10 protein-coding genes and 1 tRNA gene are annotated in these 16,443 nt (G+C 36.4%); 7 read left to right on the forward strand and 4 right to left on the reverse strand.

The window, feature by feature from the left end; translation table 11 throughout:
* Nucleotides 1-4 precede the first annotated feature (4 nt).
* The 3 genes from ABEG20_RS05490 (at nucleotide 5) to ABEG20_RS05500 (ending at nucleotide 5,224) form a co-directional block, all read left to right on the forward strand.
* A complete protein-coding gene (locus ABEG20_RS05490) occupies nucleotides 5-1,705 on the forward strand; it encodes a RagB/SusD family nutrient uptake outer membrane protein (protein WP_406826383.1) in 1,701 nt (566 codons plus the stop codon).
* 22 nt (nucleotides 1,706-1,727) lie between these two features.
* On the forward strand, nucleotides 1,728-3,251 hold the full coding sequence (locus tag ABEG20_RS05495) for a glycoside hydrolase (protein ID WP_406826384.1): 1,524 nt from the start codon (nucleotides 1,728-1,730) through the stop codon (nucleotides 3,249-3,251).
* Between the two features lie 131 nt (nucleotides 3,252-3,382).
* Nucleotides 3,383-5,224: a beta-galactosidase gene (locus ABEG20_RS05500; protein ID WP_406826385.1), complete on the forward strand. Its 1,842-nt coding sequence runs from the start codon at nucleotides 3,383-3,385 to the stop codon at nucleotides 5,222-5,224.
* Nucleotides 5,225-5,540: 316 nt separating this feature from the next.
* Here ABEG20_RS05500 and ABEG20_RS05505 read toward each other — a convergent pair whose 3' ends face one another.
* Nucleotides 5,541-6,155 (reverse strand): Crp/Fnr family transcriptional regulator, encoded by a 615-nt coding sequence (locus ABEG20_RS05505; RefSeq protein ID WP_406826386.1) that lies wholly within the window; start codon nucleotides 6,153-6,155, stop codon nucleotides 5,541-5,543.
* Nucleotides 6,156-6,553: 398 nt separating this feature from the next.
* On the opposite strand from ABEG20_RS05505, the gene ABEG20_RS05510 reads away from it, so the two are divergent.
* A tRNA-Lys gene (locus ABEG20_RS05510) sits at nucleotides 6,554-6,626 on the forward strand.
* Nucleotides 6,627-7,533: 907 nt separating this feature from the next.
* Here ABEG20_RS05510 and ABEG20_RS05515 read toward each other — a convergent pair.
* Nucleotides 7,534-9,183, reverse strand: coding sequence for a beta-1,6-N-acetylglucosaminyltransferase (locus ABEG20_RS05515; RefSeq protein ID WP_406826387.1), 1,650 nt, complete (start codon nucleotides 9,181-9,183; stop codon nucleotides 7,534-7,536).
* Nucleotides 9,184-9,814: 631 nt separating this feature from the next.
* Here ABEG20_RS05515 and ABEG20_RS05520 point away from each other — a divergent pair.
* The 3 genes from ABEG20_RS05520 to ABEG20_RS05530 all read left to right on the forward strand — a co-directional run bounded on the left by ABEG20_RS05520 (nucleotide 9,815) and on the right by ABEG20_RS05530 (nucleotide 14,399).
* Nucleotides 9,815-11,383 (forward strand): vitamin K epoxide reductase family protein, encoded by a 1,569-nt coding sequence (locus ABEG20_RS05520; protein ID WP_406826388.1) that lies wholly within the window; start codon nucleotides 9,815-9,817, stop codon nucleotides 11,381-11,383.
* A gap of 476 nt (nucleotides 11,384-11,859) precedes the next feature.
* Nucleotides 11,860-13,053: a TlpA family protein disulfide reductase gene (locus ABEG20_RS05525; protein ID WP_406826389.1), complete on the forward strand. Its 1,194-nt coding sequence runs from the start codon at nucleotides 11,860-11,862 to the stop codon at nucleotides 13,051-13,053.
* 11 nt (nucleotides 13,054-13,064) lie between these two features.
* On the forward strand, nucleotides 13,065-14,399 hold the full coding sequence (locus ABEG20_RS05530; protein ID WP_406826390.1) for a hypothetical protein: 1,335 nt from the start codon (nucleotides 13,065-13,067) through the stop codon (nucleotides 14,397-14,399).
* 89 nt (nucleotides 14,400-14,488) lie between these two features.
* Here the strand turns inward: ABEG20_RS05530 and ABEG20_RS05535 are convergent, their stop codons facing one another.
* Together ABEG20_RS05535 and ABEG20_RS05540 are read right to left on the reverse strand one after the other, a co-directional pair.
* Nucleotides 14,489-16,009, reverse strand: coding sequence for a TlpA family protein disulfide reductase (locus tag ABEG20_RS05535; RefSeq protein ID WP_406826391.1), 1,521 nt, complete (start codon nucleotides 16,007-16,009; stop codon nucleotides 14,489-14,491).
* Nucleotides 16,010-16,094: 85 nt separating this feature from the next.
* Nucleotides 16,095-16,427 (reverse strand): hypothetical protein, encoded by a 333-nt coding sequence (locus ABEG20_RS05540; protein WP_406826392.1) that lies wholly within the window; start codon nucleotides 16,425-16,427, stop codon nucleotides 16,095-16,097.
* Nucleotides 16,428-16,443: the final 16 nt, after the last annotated feature.

Genomic DNA, 16,443 nt, shown 5'->3' on the forward strand with positions numbered 1-16,443 from the left:
CATCATGAAAATCAAATCACTATATATAACACTTTTAGGCCTATCCCTTGTTTCAGGGACCATGGTGGGCTGTAAAAAAGAATTTTTAAATGTAGAACCAACAGACCGGATCTCTACAAGTGCCATAGAAACCGATACGGCCGTTCTCGAGGCTTATGTAACCAATCGTTATATCGGAACCAGATTACAGGATAAAGAAGCTGATGGATCTGCTCCGGGTTTTGGCAGAGGTTTTGAATACAGCATGTGGAGTTCTTTTACCGATGAATCTGTTTATAACAATGATGACGCTACCTGGCTGATTCAAAGAGGTCAGCTGGCACCTGAAAATTTAGGAAGCGCAGGTGTATATTGGGGTAGGAGTTACAAAAGCATCAGAGAGTGTAATTATGCTTTGGGCGTGCTTGGTAAAATCAGTATGAGTGCAACACATAAAAAACAATTGGTTGCTGAACTTAAGTTTATCAGGGCTTTCCGCTATCAGGATTTGATCCGGAACTATGGTGGCATCGTTTTAATGGGCGATAAGGTAACCAACCTGACTGATGATTTGCAGGATCCGGCATTGTTTCAACGTGCCTCAATTAAAGAATCTATAGATTATGTAGCTGCTCAGCTAGATCAGGCTGCTGCAGATTTACCTTTGGATAATAGCGGCAGCTGGTTAGCCGGTAGGGCTACCAAAGGGGCGGCATTAGCACTTAAATCTCGTTTACTCTTGTATGCCGCAAGTCCGTTATATAATGCGGGCACCTGGCAGGCAGCGGTTACCGCAGCTCAGGCCGTTATTTCTTTAAATAAATATGGAATATATACCGGTGGATATGCAAACTTGTTTTTAACTGACCAGACCAATGAAGTTATTTTTGCGAGGTTATTTACCAAAAATGCCAACCACACCCATTTGGAAATTGCAAACGGACCAAACGGTTATGGCGGCTGGGGTGGAAATTTACCAATGCAGAACCTGGTAGATGATTACGAAATGGCCAACGGGAAACCGATTACCGATCCTACTTCCGGTTATGACAGTAATGAACCTTACAAAGGCCGTGATCCTCGTTTTGCAGCAACCATTTTATACAATGGCGCAGCATACCGCGAGCGTAATGTGGAAACTTTTGTTCCCGGAGGAAAAGACAGTAAAGATGGAATTGATAACTGGAATACCAGTAAAACCGGCTATTACCTTAAAAAATATATGAATGATGCCTATCCATTGCAAAACCCCTGGGGCAATGCAGGTTTCCAACCATGGATTTATTTTAGATATGCAGAAATTTTGCTTAACTATGCTGAAGCTGCTAACGAAGCTTACGGACCTGACGCTGTTCCATCCGGATCTTCAATGTCGGCCAGACAAGCCATCAATATGGTAAGGGCAAGACCAGGTGTGAATATGCCGGAATTGGCTGTTGGACTTACGCAGACACAAATGCGCGATGCCGTTCGCTATGAACGTAGGGTTGAGCTTGCTTTTGAAGAACATCGTTTTTATGATGTGAGAAGATGGAAAATTGCAGAGGTAACCGAAAACAAACCGGCTGGCGGAATGATTATCACTAAAACAGCTACTGGTTTTACGTATACGCCTAAAGTGGCTTTAGATGGACGTAAGTTTGAAACCAAACACTATTGGTTACCTATACCGAGAGCAGAAATTTTAGCATCAGGTGGTAAATTGCAGCAAAACCCGGGTTATTAATCAATAAAAATTAATTGTTTACATGTTAAAGTCATCCCCAAATCTTAATCGTCTTTTGATCTGTCTGGCATTGTTTTCATATGCTAAAACAACGCTTGCTCAACAAACTGTTTTAAAAGTAGAAATAGATCCTGCCATCACATTCCAGACCATAGAAGGTTTTGGCGCTTCTGATGCATGGACTTGCCAGTTTGCAGGCTTGTGGCCGGCAGAAAAAAAGGATAAGATGGCCGATTTGCTTTTTAGTACCCAAACTACAAAAGCAGGGCAGCCCCTGGGCATTGGGCTTAATATGTGGCGTTTCAGCATTGGCGGTGGTAGTGCCGCCCAAGGTAAGGCAAGCGATATTGGCGACGAATGGCGTCGTCAATACGCTTTTTTACAGCCAGATGGTACTTACGACTGGAATGCCATGCCCGGACAAATCTGGTTTTTAAAAGCAGCCAAAAACCGTGGGATAAATCAGTTTATTGGTTTCGTGAATAGTCCGCATGTTCTATTTACCAAAAATGGAAAAGCCTATTCTACAGATGGAAATTGTAACCTGAATTTTGATAAACTTCCTCAGTTTGCCGATTACCTGGCTAATACCATTAAAGGAATAAAAAAAACAACCGGAATTGAATTAAATTACCTTAGCCCGGCAAACGAGCCACAGTGGAAATGGAATGAACACAACCAGGAAGGCTGTCCGTATAATAATACCGAACTGGCTCAACTTTTCAGGGGTGTTAATGATGCTTTAGTTAAAAACCAGGTTAAAACCAAAATACAGATAGGGGAGGCTGGTCAGCTCGATTATTTATACGATAATGGCAACAGTGCAAAGGGAAATCAGGTATATCAGTTTTTTAATGCGGCATCACCCAACTATGTCGGCAACCTGTCTAATATAGATCAATCTATTTCCGGCCATAGTTATTTTACCACCAGTCCGGAAGAAAAATTTATTGCTGTCCGTAAAAAAACAGCCGAAGCAGTAGCGCAAATAAAAGGTTTAAGATATTGGATGTCTGAATATTGTGTGCTGGGTGATGAGGTGCTTAAAGGCGAAAAACGCGATCTGGGCATGGTAACCGCTCTTTTTATTGCGAGGTTGATCCACCATGATCTGGCGATATCCAATGCCACCTCATGGCAGTGGTGGCTGGCCGTGTCAGCCGGCGACTATAAAGATGGTTTGGTTTATATCGACAAAAATAAAGCTGATGGACAGGTTTATGATAGTAAACTGTTGTGGGCCCTGGGTAACTACAGCCGTTTTGTTAGTCCTGGCAGTAAGCGGCTTCAGGTTAAAACCCCGGAGACAGCTGTACCCCAGGTTGATGTATCATCCTACATGCAAAATAAAAAGATCGTCACCGTAGTGGTTAATCCTACCGAAAACGAGCTGGATCTGAATATGGAGATAAAGGGAAATAAACAAAGTGCTGTACAAACCTACGTTACTTCAGATCAATACAATTTATCACCCTACAAACAATATCAGGATACCAAACAGGTACGTATTCCTGCCAAATCTGTAACCACCGTAATTAGTAATTAAGTCTGATTGATTTGAAATGATAACGTTCCTCATTTTTTAAATCCATAACATTTGTTTTGTGCTGCAAAGCATTTTATAAGATGATATGGAAAAACTATGCTTTTGATTTTTTAAATAATAATACCTCTTTAATGAAACCTACCTTAAAACACGTACTGATTAAAGTAATTTTAATTACTTGTTTTGCCAGCTTTGGTGCATTTGCACAAGTTAAGCATACTTTTAAACTGGCAGACTCTGTTTTTCTGCTCGATGACAAACCCTTTCAGATCATTTCCGGAGAAATGCATTATCCCCGGATACCGAGAGCGGCCTGGCGCGATAGAATGAAAATGGCTAAAGCCATGGGCTTAAACACCATTGGTACCTATGTGTTTTGGAATGTGCACGAGCCGCAGAAAGATCAGTTCGATTTTTCCGGTAATAATGATATTGCCGAATTTGTACGTATTGCAAAAGAAGAAGGTTTATGGGTATTGCTTCGCCCGAGTCCATATGTTTGTGCAGAATGGGAATTTGGCGGTTATCCGTTTTGGTTGCAGAACATTAAAGGTTTGCAGGTGAGGAGTAAAGAAGCACAATATTTAAAAGAATATAAGGAATATATCACAGAGATTGGTAAACGTTTAGCACCCTTGCAGATTAATCATGGCGGCAATATTTTAATGGTGCAGGTAGAAAATGAATATGGTTCTTATGGAAACGACAAAGAATACCTGAAAATTAATGAACAGCTGTTTAAAGATGCCGGTTTTGATGGTGTACTATCTACCTGCGATCCGGTTCCCGCGTTAGCAGGTGGACACCTGGCAGGTTTGCTTCCAGGCGTTAACGGAATTGATAATCCAACTCAGATCAGAGCATTGATCAACAAGTATAACAATGGCAAAGGCCCTTACTTTGTGCCGGAATGGTATCCGGCCTGGTTCGATTGGTGGGGTACAAAACACCATGAGGTAGATCCAAAAACATATGCCAATAAACTCGATACTGCACTTAAAGGTGGCATTTCCATCAACATGTATATGTTTCATGGCGGTACAACCCGGGGTTTCATGAATGGTGCAAACTATAACGATTCTACCGCTTATGAACCACAGATTAGTAGTTATGATTATGATGCACCTTTAGATGAAGCCGGTAATGCGACACCAAAATTTATGCTTTTTCGCGAAGCGATTAAAAAGAATTTACCGGCTAACCAGTTACTTCCTGAGGTGCCCGCTGCTAAACCCGCTGCGGCATTGCCAGCCATCACCTTAACCAAAGCTACTGATATCTTTAGCCTGATCGGAAAACCAAAATTAAGCGAAAGGCCACTAACTTTCGAAGCCCTTAACCAGCCTTATGGTTTTGTATTGTATAGCAGCACCTTAAAAGGTGGACGTAAAGGGGTAATTAAAATTAACGAACTGCGCGATTATGGATTGGTATATATCAATAAAAAACTGGTTGGTGTTTTAGACCGGAGGCTTTACCAGGATAGTTTAGTGCTTAATCTTCCAGCTGGCCATGTACAACTGGATATTTTGGTAGAAAACCTGGGGCGGATCAATTTTGGACCTTATCTGCTTAAAAACAACAAGGGAATTACCAAAAATGTAACTTTTAATGGCCAGGAAATTAAATCTTGGAAAATGTACCCTTTACCATTTGATCAGATCGATACCCAAAAAATACAGGCTAAAGTAAACAGCCAATCTGCAGCGGTGCTTAAATCGGGTTCCTTTAATTTAACCAAGGTTGCCGATACGTATTTAGATATGCGCCAATGGGGCAAGGGACTGGTTTGGGTTAACGGACATAATTTAGGTAAGTATTGGGGTATTGGCCCACAGCAAACCATCTATCTGCCAGCAGAATGGTTGAAAAAAGGAAAGAATGAAATTGCAGTTTTTGAATTGCTTAAACCAAAGCAAAATACATTAACCAGCCTGGATAAACCCATTTTAAATGAGTTGAAAAGTAAATAATATTTTAGTTTAAAGGATCACAACAGCCATTACGTTAAACGCTAACGTAATGGCTTTTTTTTGGTGTAACGCTGAGGAATAATTTAGGATATAAAATATCCGCTGAGAGATCGTCATTCCCAACTTGATTGGGAATCTCTTAATGCAGGCGTTTTAAGATTAGCTACGCTGAGCACTTCGTGGTTCCCGCCTGCGCGGGATCCGATAGCGGATTTTTCAGTGGATTCTCACAAAGGTAGGTATGAAGGATCTTTTTAAATGAAAGATTCTTCACGGCGTTCAGAATGACATTTAAAAGTTATCCTGGCCCGGAGAATTAAGCCCTGTTCCTGATTCTGCTCAATGTTTCTAACCTCATGCCTACAAATGAAGCCACATACTTCAATGGCACACGGTTAATCAGGTGTGGATAAGTAAATAAAAATCTTTGGTAGCGTTTTAATGCAGTAGGAAGTCTGCAGATAAAAGCCCTTTCAGATGCCCCCTGGAAATAAGATTCGGTCATCTTTCTACCGATGTAGTTGGCTATGGGGAAGTTTTCGTAAAGCATTTTCGACATTTCATGCGGAATGGCAATCGCAAATACCGGATCTATCGTTTCGATATATTCGTCAGAGCTTTCATTCTCCCATAAATTTCTGATGGTGCCTGCCAATTCGTTTTCTGCAGCAATCCACGTGGTAATTTTTTTATTTCCCATTTTTAGATAGCCATGTACTGCCCCTTCCAAAATTAGAAAAATGTAACGGTTGCGTTTTAGTGGCGAGGCAATATGTTTGTTTTTGGCAAAATGGACAGGAAATGTATCCCGGTTAATAATGTCTTCCATTTCTGGAGTGAGTGCATGGTAAGCCCTAAAGACTGAGATAATTGGCGAGAAACCACCAAGTGCAGTCCATTTATCTTCACCATAAATGTTTTCAATATTCATTAGAGAAAAGCGAGTTTGTATTTAAAAGTGAAAATAAGTATGAAATTAAAAATATCAATAATTTATTTACACCCAATAGGAATGTTTAGTGCCGACCATTACAAATTTATAAAAAGATATAGCATAATGGGTAGGGGAGATGGTTTCACTTTCAAGCTGTTTTTATAGTTTATAGATGGTGTTTATAAAAGATTTTAGGTTCAAAAATCAGGTTTATTGATTTATGATGGAATTTCTTGCTAAAAACGGATTTTTTTTGTTCTCATTTAAACAAGTGATTCCTAAATATTTAACCTCGTTTTATGATATTAACGTTAACTTTCTATTAAATATTTTGCATTTGCCTTTTGCAAGATTGAATTTAATTCCTAACTTCGCAGCCTCGAAAGGGAGAAAATGATTCCGTAGCTCAGCTGGTAGAGCATTACACTTTTAATGTAGTGGTCCTGGGTTCGAATCCCAGCGGGATCACAAAAAGCCTCAACGAAAGTTGGGGCTTTTTTGTTTTCATCCCGCTGGGGTTCGAACAGAAGGGCAGGCCGGGTTCGATTCTGGAAGGCTCAAGCATTGCGTCCGGGCCTAGAGCGACTGAGCCAATCCCATCGGGATCACGAAAGGCGCAAGAAATTGCGCCTTTTCTGTTTAAAAGACTTTTTAAACGACGATTCGCAAATCATAAAAATATCAGAACGAGCCAGAGATATGCAACGATAAAGAAAAGTCGGAGTGGAAAAAGGATGAGCGAAACAAAAAGTATAATATTTTACGAACGAGGTGAACTAATGCGATTTGATTATTGAAATTTTCAAAATCTACTTTTTTAATATTCTTTAACTATATCTGTCATTTATAGCCCCTCGTGTTGAAGTTATCTGGTGAAAAAACATTATTTAAGGTTGAATAGGTGACAATATTATATTAACGCCTCACCATTGCAAAGACAAACTAACTATATTCTGGCAAATCACAATATGAAATAAGATAATAAACTAGGAATATCTTTTCTAGCATTAAATGATAACACTGCCTTGGTTGGAACCTTGATAAATCGATCAATGCCAAGAAAAACTACGGAAGCATTCTGTGGTACCAAACCCTTTTCATAATGAAAATGATCGTCATTTCATTCTGGATTTTCAATGTCCCACATTTTTACGTGTTCCAATTCTTTTTTCGTATCAGGAATAATCTCAACAATAGCAGAGGTGTTGGTTAATGCTGAATAATGGTATTTAATATTTAGTCTTGGATTATCGTGTATTATATCTAACGCCAAATTATACTTCTGAACCGATTATAGATATCAATTTGTTAAATCTCAAATAAACCCAGTCATATAGTCAGAAATCATCTATTATATGACCAGGACTGCCATATTCTATTTCTTTATGAACCAAAAACAACCGCATGCATAATACTGTCTATTCAAAAGCTCGACATCTGGGTCGATAACTAAACCACCGTCCAGTCCGTTTTCTGGAATTAAAGCGAATTCCTGGAGATGGAGTTCTGAAAATAGATTTAAGACATGAGATTTTGAATAAATTCGATGAGCATTAAAAAAAATGCTGTCTTCTGCACCTAAAGGCACAACAAATAATAACGTTCCTCCATAAGCCAAAACACGTATCAACTCATTAACTGCCTTAATATCTCCATCATAATCTACAGGATCTCCATACCTCCCTAAGCCAACATGCTCAACAGTATGCATGCAAGAAAGCGATAGAATTGAATCGTTAGGAAAAGGTAAGTTCATCAAATCTGCTCTAAATGATCCTAAATTTTCTAGACAGATATTTGCAGGTCGATAATCGTAAAAATCTACTGGTATAAAAGCTGAAAGCATCGAACAAAAATGTAACGAAGAAGATATGTCAATATGTTTATCTGGAGCGTTGGCTTTTAAAATTCTGGCGGCCCACGCAGGATGATAAATGTAATGCCGATCAAAGTTGGTATTGCCGATATTGTCGAAGAAACATGGCTGTATATTCTTCTTATCAAGCGAAAAACGCTTGAGAGTGTTTCTTTCTGAAACAAGTAACTGATGATACTGATCAATAAATCTATCTAAAGTTTGGTCAGTATTAGAATTATGCTGGTTTTGTTTCATAGTATTTTGGTTGGTTGAAAATTTGGGCAATAATAAAATCGACTGTTCAACTTGGTTCGGATAATTAGATAATTTATTTAATATTTCTTTATCCTTTTTAATATCAAACTTTCTGGCAAATATTTTTTGAGATGAAATAATGTTTTCATAATCGTTGATCCGCAAAATCTTCGGGAATTCAGATGGATGTGTCCAGTCAATAAACCTTAAATTATTATTCACTAACTTCTTTTTAAGAGGAGAGTTTAACAATATGGTCTGAAAAAAAAGCTCATCAGGAATAAGCGTATATTTAAAGAAATTAACGTATTGAGGGTTTTTTAAACAATAATCAAGTATGTATTGAGCGGCGATGAAGGTCATATTCCACCATTGTGAACCACCGTAAAAATCCATGCTTAATTTTGTAAGTCTACTCTGTGACTCTTCTTTCTGGATACTATAAAGCCGTTCGCTTTTCGTCAAACCAAGCTCATCTACGAACCAGTAAAAATTAACTCTATCTCTACCTCCGTCTAACGACCAAAATTGCGTAGGGAGCGAGCAATAATCTAAGAATATTTTTCCTTTAGCATTTTTAAAAAAATTGAAAATAATTTCGTTATTTACAACGGGAAAATCATGGGCACTTAATAAAATTAGATAGTCATTTTCGTTTCCTTTGGATTTGAGAACCAAATTCATCAAAGCTAAAGTAGCTTTTACCATATTGAATCCTCCCCATGTTATATTCTCTCTCTTATTCAATATGGAGACCCCTAATCTTTTGAGTTTTATAATCTCACTAGAAAATAGAGGATACTTACGATCAACATGAATATAGACGCGAGTATTTTCAGAATTTAGCCTATTAATCAAAAATAATAATTGGTTAAAATCTGTATGAAATAAGATGAGATAGTTAATATACATATTGTATTCCCAAACAAAACCACTTGTGCATTTAGCCTAAATTTTCGTCAGTTTAGGCTTAAAATAAATGATAACCGATACATTTTAATAAATATTTGCATTCACAAGTTTAATTTTTTCTTTTGAGATTTTCCAGTAAATAAATTTTACACTATCAGTTATTTTTTATATAATTGATTAATAAACGTTTCTTACATGGAATATCTAAATTTAATACATCTCGCTTCTTGTAAACCTGCTATTTCCTGTTCAACTATCATTTCAATGATAGTTGCTAAACAGATGGTTTCAACCTAATTTCAGAAAAAAGCGGAATGCTTATCTAAGCATGCATATTTTTCCGATCTACAATTTGAACTTAAGATTACACATGATTGATATTTGTCAAATTCATTATATTTTTGGATTCGAAGGAAGTTTGCAACTTAAGTTTTTTAGAAAAAAAAATAATGGACTTCAGTTTATGAAGGATAATTTAAATCTTTTGATGATTTAAAACTTTTGTTACCTGCGAATTTTAACTAATAGGTGTGAATATGCCAAACACTAAAGTCGCTATTAGCTTTACTTTCAGTCTAGTGTCCTTGATATATTTACCTAATATCTTTCCAGCCATAAAACAATAAGCGACATGAGAAAAAAGGGAAACAATGTATTTAATTCTGCTCTTTATGCACTGGGCATAAGTCACACCCAGAAATTCTCAAACAAATATTATAGTGAACATCCACACAAATATAATTTATTTGGAATATCTCAGATGCTGTCTGACTATGGTATAAATAATGCCGGAATAAGGATTGCAAATAAGTCTGATGATATTGCTGAGATTGAGTGTCCTTTTATAGCTCAAGTGGGGGGGAGTTTTGCAGTGGTTTATGGAGTAGATCATAAGCTGGTGGAATACAGAGTTGGAGATTTGAATTTTAAGATAGATAGAGAGGATTTTTGTGAAGCTTGGTCAGGGGTGGCTTTGTTGCTTGAAAGTAATCCCGGCTCTATAGAACCTGGTTATAGGGATAATCATCGAGATGAGACTATAAATTTCTGTCTTAAAGCCGTTTTATCACTTTTTGTTGCTATATTTCTATTTCTTTTGATTGTACGTGATTATCAAAACTTTGATTTCGGCACATCCCTCTCTCTTTTTATAAATATCCTCGGTCTTTCAGTTGGATGGATGCTTATACAAAAGCAATTGGAAATTCATAGCAGTTATACCGACAGGATCTGCTCAATACTTAAACAGGCTGATTGCAATGATATTCTCAAATCAGATGAGGCAAAGATTTTGGGTGTTGTAAGTTGGAGTGAAGTTGGCTTTTCTTACTTTTTGTCAAATTTAATTGTCATCGTCTTTTTTAAACATTTATTGTTTTTTTATGCAATAGTGAATCTTTGCGTTCTTCCTTTTACACTATGGAGTATCTGGTTCCAAAAATTTAAGATCAAGCAATGGTGCGTACTATGTCTTTTGGTACAGGTCTTACTTTGGTCAGTTTTTATAACAAATCTCATGTTTGAACATTTTTATCTTACGGATTTTAAAGTGACCGATGTAATTATTCTATTTTGCGTTTATTTGATTCCGATACCCGCACTCACCCTTTTTCTACAGTTTATATCAAAACTATCCAAAATAGAGAATATTATACAGGAAATAAACAGTCTGAAATCCAATGAAGGTTTGTTGGCTTCTATGTTGAAAGAGCAGCCACACTACCCTTCAGAAATTAAAAATTCTGAAATCCTTTTTGGGAATAAGAAAGCAAAAGTGCTAATAACGATACTTACCAATCCTCATTGCCCTCCATGTGCTTACATGCATTCTAGAGTGGAAAGTTTATTAAAATCCAATCCAAATGGTATTTGTATTCAATATATATTTTCATCGTTTGGTCCGGGCTTGGATATTTCGAATAAGTTTTTAATAGCGATTTATCAAAATAACAATGAATTGGAAACGGCTAAAATATATCAAGAGTGGTTTGAAACGGGTAAGCTGGATAAAGAAAGCTTTTTTGAAAAATTCCAAATTGATGTTAACAGTAAGGAAGTCACACACGAATTTGAGAAGCATAAGAATTGGATTACTGAGACTCAATTACAGATAACCCCCACGATTATGGTTAATGGCTACAAACTGCCACTAAATTATCAAATAGAAGATTTAAGATATTTAACTGAACTAAATATCTGAAGTTAACAAACGTAAAACTGTAGGACGTATGCTAAACTCTACGGTAAATCTAATTTTAAAACAATGAAAAAAATCAGTTTGAAAGACATCCCGGAAGATGAAATCCTTAGTGCAAAGGATTTAAGATCTATCTTAGGAGATGAGAGTGGTTCTGGATCAAGGAGAGGTTCTGGATCAAGAGGCTCTGGATCAAAAGGCTCTGGTATGCTTCCAGGTTCAGGGCCAAGTAATTGTGCACCTTCCCCACCTTTGTATATATGTGGTGATAATTGTAGAACAGCCACTGGAGCTGCGAGCAAGTGTGCTATCAATAGTAAAAATCAATGTACTTGTGGTGGTCTATAACAAATGAACCAGTCAGACTGAAGTAAATAGTTTTGCTTATAGGCATAATTTAGATTTACTGATCGTTATAAGATCAATTTTAATTTTACATGATGCAGTAAGTGGAATTGTTTACTTCTTAAAAATCTACGATGAACCAAATTAAAATATTGGGATTATTGTTTTTGAGTATAATTTATTCTCAAAAGACGTATTCCCAAACATTGCCAGTTAAAAACTTTAACCTATTTGTATATCTGGAGAATGCTCCATTTGATTCGCTATACATCCATGACTATACTGAGGGTAGGCATGTATTTATAAGTGGAAAAAAAATCAGGAATTTTACCTGGAAGATCACTATTCCCGAAAATGTTATATCGGATTCTGAGAATATGGAGTTATTGTCCTCAAAATATGACTCTACCAAAAATTCTATGACTAGTATACGTTTTATTGGCAAACATAACAATGAGGAAATCGTCGTTGCAAATGTAGGAGTAGATGACAGTAATAGTTATATTTATGGAAAGTATCTTCACAAAACTGTATTTTCTAATCAACCCATCTCGATAGTAAAAAATGATAAGGTTACAACCGTTATTGGCAATAATGAATGTGAAAATTTTGAAGTAATTACAAAGGATCCCCACGCTGATATTGCTGTGCGGTCAGAGGATCCATTTTTCAGTTGGTTTATGGATTCCAATGGCAATAGAGGGGATTATGAGGGCTTTTTAACATCTTATATTTCGCTTTCCAAAAAGCATCCTGATTCCAGATACCTGCTTACCTATCTTTCTAGCAATCTCCTGAAGTATAGGACAAAAGACGATATAAGAAAGGTTTACGAAAATCTTTCCGATAGGCATAAATCCACGATATGGGCACGAAAAATTGAAAACTTTCTAAATGAAAGAAATTTCCCTAACGCTAAGTTACCGGTTCTGTCTAAAGGTGTTGCGGAAAAAATTGTTCAAGATAGTTCTAAGTATAATTTAGTGGTTTTTACAGCATCCTGGTGCGTACCTTGTAGGGAAGAAATTCCATTACTTAAAAAGATTTACGCCGACCTCGGGAAATCATTAGTTTTAACATACATTTCAATTGATAATGCAAAAGACTTATCATCATTTAGCAAATTAGTCTATGACGAAAAAATACCTTGGCGTTCTTTACTGGCTTACAAAGATATAAGCGGGATTAAGCGTAAATATTTCATTGAGTCAATTCCGCACATCATCTTAGTTTATCCAAATCAATTTATGGAGATTTTGGAAATTAGAAAGGACAATGATCTTGAAAGGTTGTATAGTCTTGTAGCTCAAACTGCCCATATCAAATAATATTTAAAACTGTGATAAATAAGCAAGCCCAAAAGATTCCAACTTATGTAATAAACTTGGAGCGCCGCAGTGACCGAAAAGCTCACATTTTAAATGAATTTGCTGGTCGTGATGAATTTGATGTTGAAATTATTAAAGCCCATGAAAATCCGGTAGGGTCTCTGGGCTTGTGGTATACGATTAAACAGATTGTAGAAATAGCTGAACAAAGGGAGCAAGATTTTATCCTTATTTGTGAAGACGATCATCAATTTACTGACAGCTATTCTGCTCAACTTCTTTTTGAGTGTTTAACAGAAGCCAAAGATATAAATGCAGATGTAATACTCGGAGGAGTTAGTACGGTCCAAAGTGCGGCAACAGTTAGTAAAAATCTTTCTTGGATAGAAAATTTTAATGGAACCCAATTTTTAATCATCTATCGTCATTTCTTTGAAACCCTATTGAAGGCCGCTTTTTATGAATACGACATTGCAGATGACAAAATTGTCAGGCTCACCAAAAAGAGATTTTTGATTTTCCCTTTTATATCTGTTCAAAAAGAATTCGGATATTCAGATGCGACCGATTGGAACAACGAAGTTGGCAGGGTTACCAGGTTATTTGATGGGGCATCAAAAACCGTTCAGACATTAAAAAATGTTGAGAAATTTTACGGAAATCTAAGAAAAAACAATGGAATAATTGACGAAGAAAAATTTAGTGATATATCAATACCAACCTATGCAATAAATCTACCTGAAAGAACAGAAAGGCGGAAACATATTTTACAACAATTTAAAGGGAGAAAAGAGTTTGATCTGCAAATAATCGATGCCTGTAAACATAAAGTTGGAGCTATTGGCCTTTGGCAAAGCATATGTAAGATAGTGCAATTAGCTATAGATAACGAGGATGATGTCATTATCATATGTGAAGACGATCATCAATTTACCAATTGCTACAATAGGGATTTATTGCTTAGAAATATATTTGAAGCTCATGAACAGAAGGCCGGTATCTTATCCGGTGGAATTGGCGGATATACCCATGCAAGTTTATTAAGCGAAGAAAGATTATGGGTTAGTTTCTTCTTATCTGCACAGTTCATTGTAGTATATAAAAAAATGTTCAAAAAGATTTTAAAATACAAATTTCAAGAGTATGATGTTGCTGATATCGTACTTTCATATCTTACAAGTAATAAAATGGTTCTACATCCGTTTATCTCGCATCAAAAGGATTTTGGGCACTCTGACGTAACGCCTATTCACAATGAATTCCCTGGATTGGTTCAGGATATGTTTCAAAGAACCGAAAGTGGTCTTACAGACTTAAAAGAATCCATCAACTTGCTTAAGAGCTAGCTACGTTCACAACTATTTATGGTTACTCCTTTTCATTTTAAAGCGTTAAAAAAAAAACTTTCTCGAAAGAAGGATAATTAAATAAAAAATTACAAAAGCCCGTTAATCATTGATTTTATCTCTTCAATCTCAGGGAGTGCTGAAAATTTATTCACCAATTCGCCTCGTTTGTTATACAATAAATAAGAAGGGATATAATTGAACTCAAACTGGGTCATAACGTATTCCCATTGCTTATCATTCAGGTAATAATGTTCGTTACCTATCCCTTTAATTTTTTCCTCCCAAAGTTTAAGAGGTGATGAACCGTTGGTTAGGTATACAAATACAACCTCTTTATCATGAAATTCAGCTTTTGTTGGCCGAAATCGTTGCATTGCTTCCAGGCATGGACTACACCATGTTGCCCACATATCAATGAGAATAACCTTGCCTTTGTGCTTAGATACAATGGTTTCAATAACTTTATCTGCTGCAATTTTAGATACATCATTAACAACTACTGGTGACTTGTACTTGTCCAATTCAGCAACCTCTTTGTTTTTTTTAAATAATACTTTTGCGATTTCTCCATTTCCCCAATAGTTTAGAATATTATCTTTTTGCTTTTTACTTAATGGACTTAATTGTTCAGTCATCTGAAGGCTGTACGCATTCGCTACGAGAATATCGTAATATTGGCCGCCCTTAAATCCAAGAAGGTTTGATAATATAGTTTTCGTACTTTCCAGCCACGAAGGTATATCCGTGTCACCAATCCGAGGTATTGCCAGTATTTCATTTTGAAGGATTTTTTTTTGAAATTCAATAAATGCAGCAGAATAGAGGTATTGTGGATCATCTAGCTGAAGATCTTTCAAAAATCGATAATAAGATCGATCAATTTTTTGGATTGAAGGCATCTTGTTTTTATCGCTATTTGTTCTAAAGTAATTAGCACTCATTGCTTTGTCGTAATCAAATACGGCTCCTTGATATAAGAACAAACGAAAGTCGTTATACAGTACATTTTTTAAATCTTTTGATATTAACGTATTATTTTTTACCGGCAAATAAATTTCTGACAAGAGGGATTTAGCATAATTTAAAAAATAATCAGGACTCTTGTCATACAGTGGTTGAGCTTTTAGTGCAATTGGAGATTGGATCATTTCACCCATAAGATCAAAGTACAGCGTGATGTCATTTTCATTCATATCAGGCACAACTTTAATATTTTTGATGTCAGCATTTGAATTATAGACAATATCAATCCGGTTATCCGTGCCACTTTTCAATTTAAAAACGAGGAATTTTGTTGGATTTAAACTTGTAGAAAAAACAATCCGCGATATATCTGTCTCTACGTCAACATCAATTGAGAATTTTCCTGATTGATCGGCAACTGCCTTATATTTTACAAACTCTCCTGAAATAAGATGTGGAACAGTAACGTTTATAGATATTTTATCATTATTCTCATCATTTAGATTTGTTATTTTTCCTATTAGTTTAGCCTTTCCTTCCAAGATATTCGGAATATCCTTCCCAGATCCTAAAATGGGGTTAATCACTAAAGATAAAAAAGGAATGAATAAGTAAATGATGTATAATTTTGTTTTTCTGATCATAAGTATTGTTATTTTGATCCAAGCAGGCCTCTTTTCAAGATCTGCTTGAAAGATAGTCATCTAAAAACTGCTAGCACAGATAGCTTTAATTGGCTGGAATATTTCCGTTCCAACAACTGGTATCAAGTGTTGAACAAAATAACGGAGAAGCTTGGAATGATTGACAACATCCATATTGCGTTTTACCGGTATTATCTACATATGAACACCTGGAATGAGGTGGTAAATCCCAGCAGGCATCTCTTTTGGGAGGTAAGCTTCCTGGTTTTGAACCCGAACCTTTTCGCGAACCCGAACCGCTGCGAGAGCCAGACCCCTTATGAGAGCCCGAGCCGGATTCGCTATCAAGAATGTTTTTCAATTCTTCACGACTTAAAACTTCACTTTTGTAAATATCTGATAATTTTATCTTTTTCATTTTCGTTAATTTAAAG

Origin of the sequence: Pedobacter sp. KACC 23697, assembly GCF_045348445.1 — a bacterium.
Lineage (GTDB): Bacteria > Bacteroidota > Bacteroidia > Sphingobacteriales > Sphingobacteriaceae > Pedobacter.

Bases quoted from the DNA above. Each gene is read 5' to 3' on its own strand.
- ABEG20_RS05500 (WP_406826385.1), top strand. From the start codon at position 3,383: ATGAAACCTACCTTAAAACACGTACTGATTAAAGTAATTTTAATTACT.
- ABEG20_RS05495 (WP_406826384.1), top strand. From the start codon at position 1,728: ATGTTAAAGTCATCCCCAAATCTTAATCGTCTTTTGATCTGTCTGGCA.
- ABEG20_RS05515 (WP_406826387.1), bottom strand. From the start codon at position 9,183: ATGTATATTAACTATCTCATCTTATTTCATACAGATTTTAACCAATTA.
- ABEG20_RS05540 (WP_406826392.1), bottom strand. From the start codon at position 16,427: ATGAAAAAGATAAAATTATCAGATATTTACAAAAGTGAAGTTTTAAGT.
- ABEG20_RS05525 (WP_406826389.1), top strand. From the start codon at position 11,860: ATGAACCAAATTAAAATATTGGGATTATTGTTTTTGAGTATAATTTAT.
- ABEG20_RS05535 (WP_406826391.1), bottom strand. From the start codon at position 16,009: ATGATCAGAAAAACAAAATTATACATCATTTACTTATTCATTCCTTTT.
- ABEG20_RS05505 (WP_406826386.1), bottom strand. From the start codon at position 6,155: ATGAATATTGAAAACATTTATGGTGAAGATAAATGGACTGCACTTGGT.
- ABEG20_RS05490 (WP_406826383.1), top strand. From the start codon at position 5: ATGAAAATCAAATCACTATATATAACACTTTTAGGCCTATCCCTTGTT.
- ABEG20_RS05520 (WP_406826388.1), top strand. From the start codon at position 9,815: ATGAGAAAAAAGGGAAACAATGTATTTAATTCTGCTCTTTATGCACTG.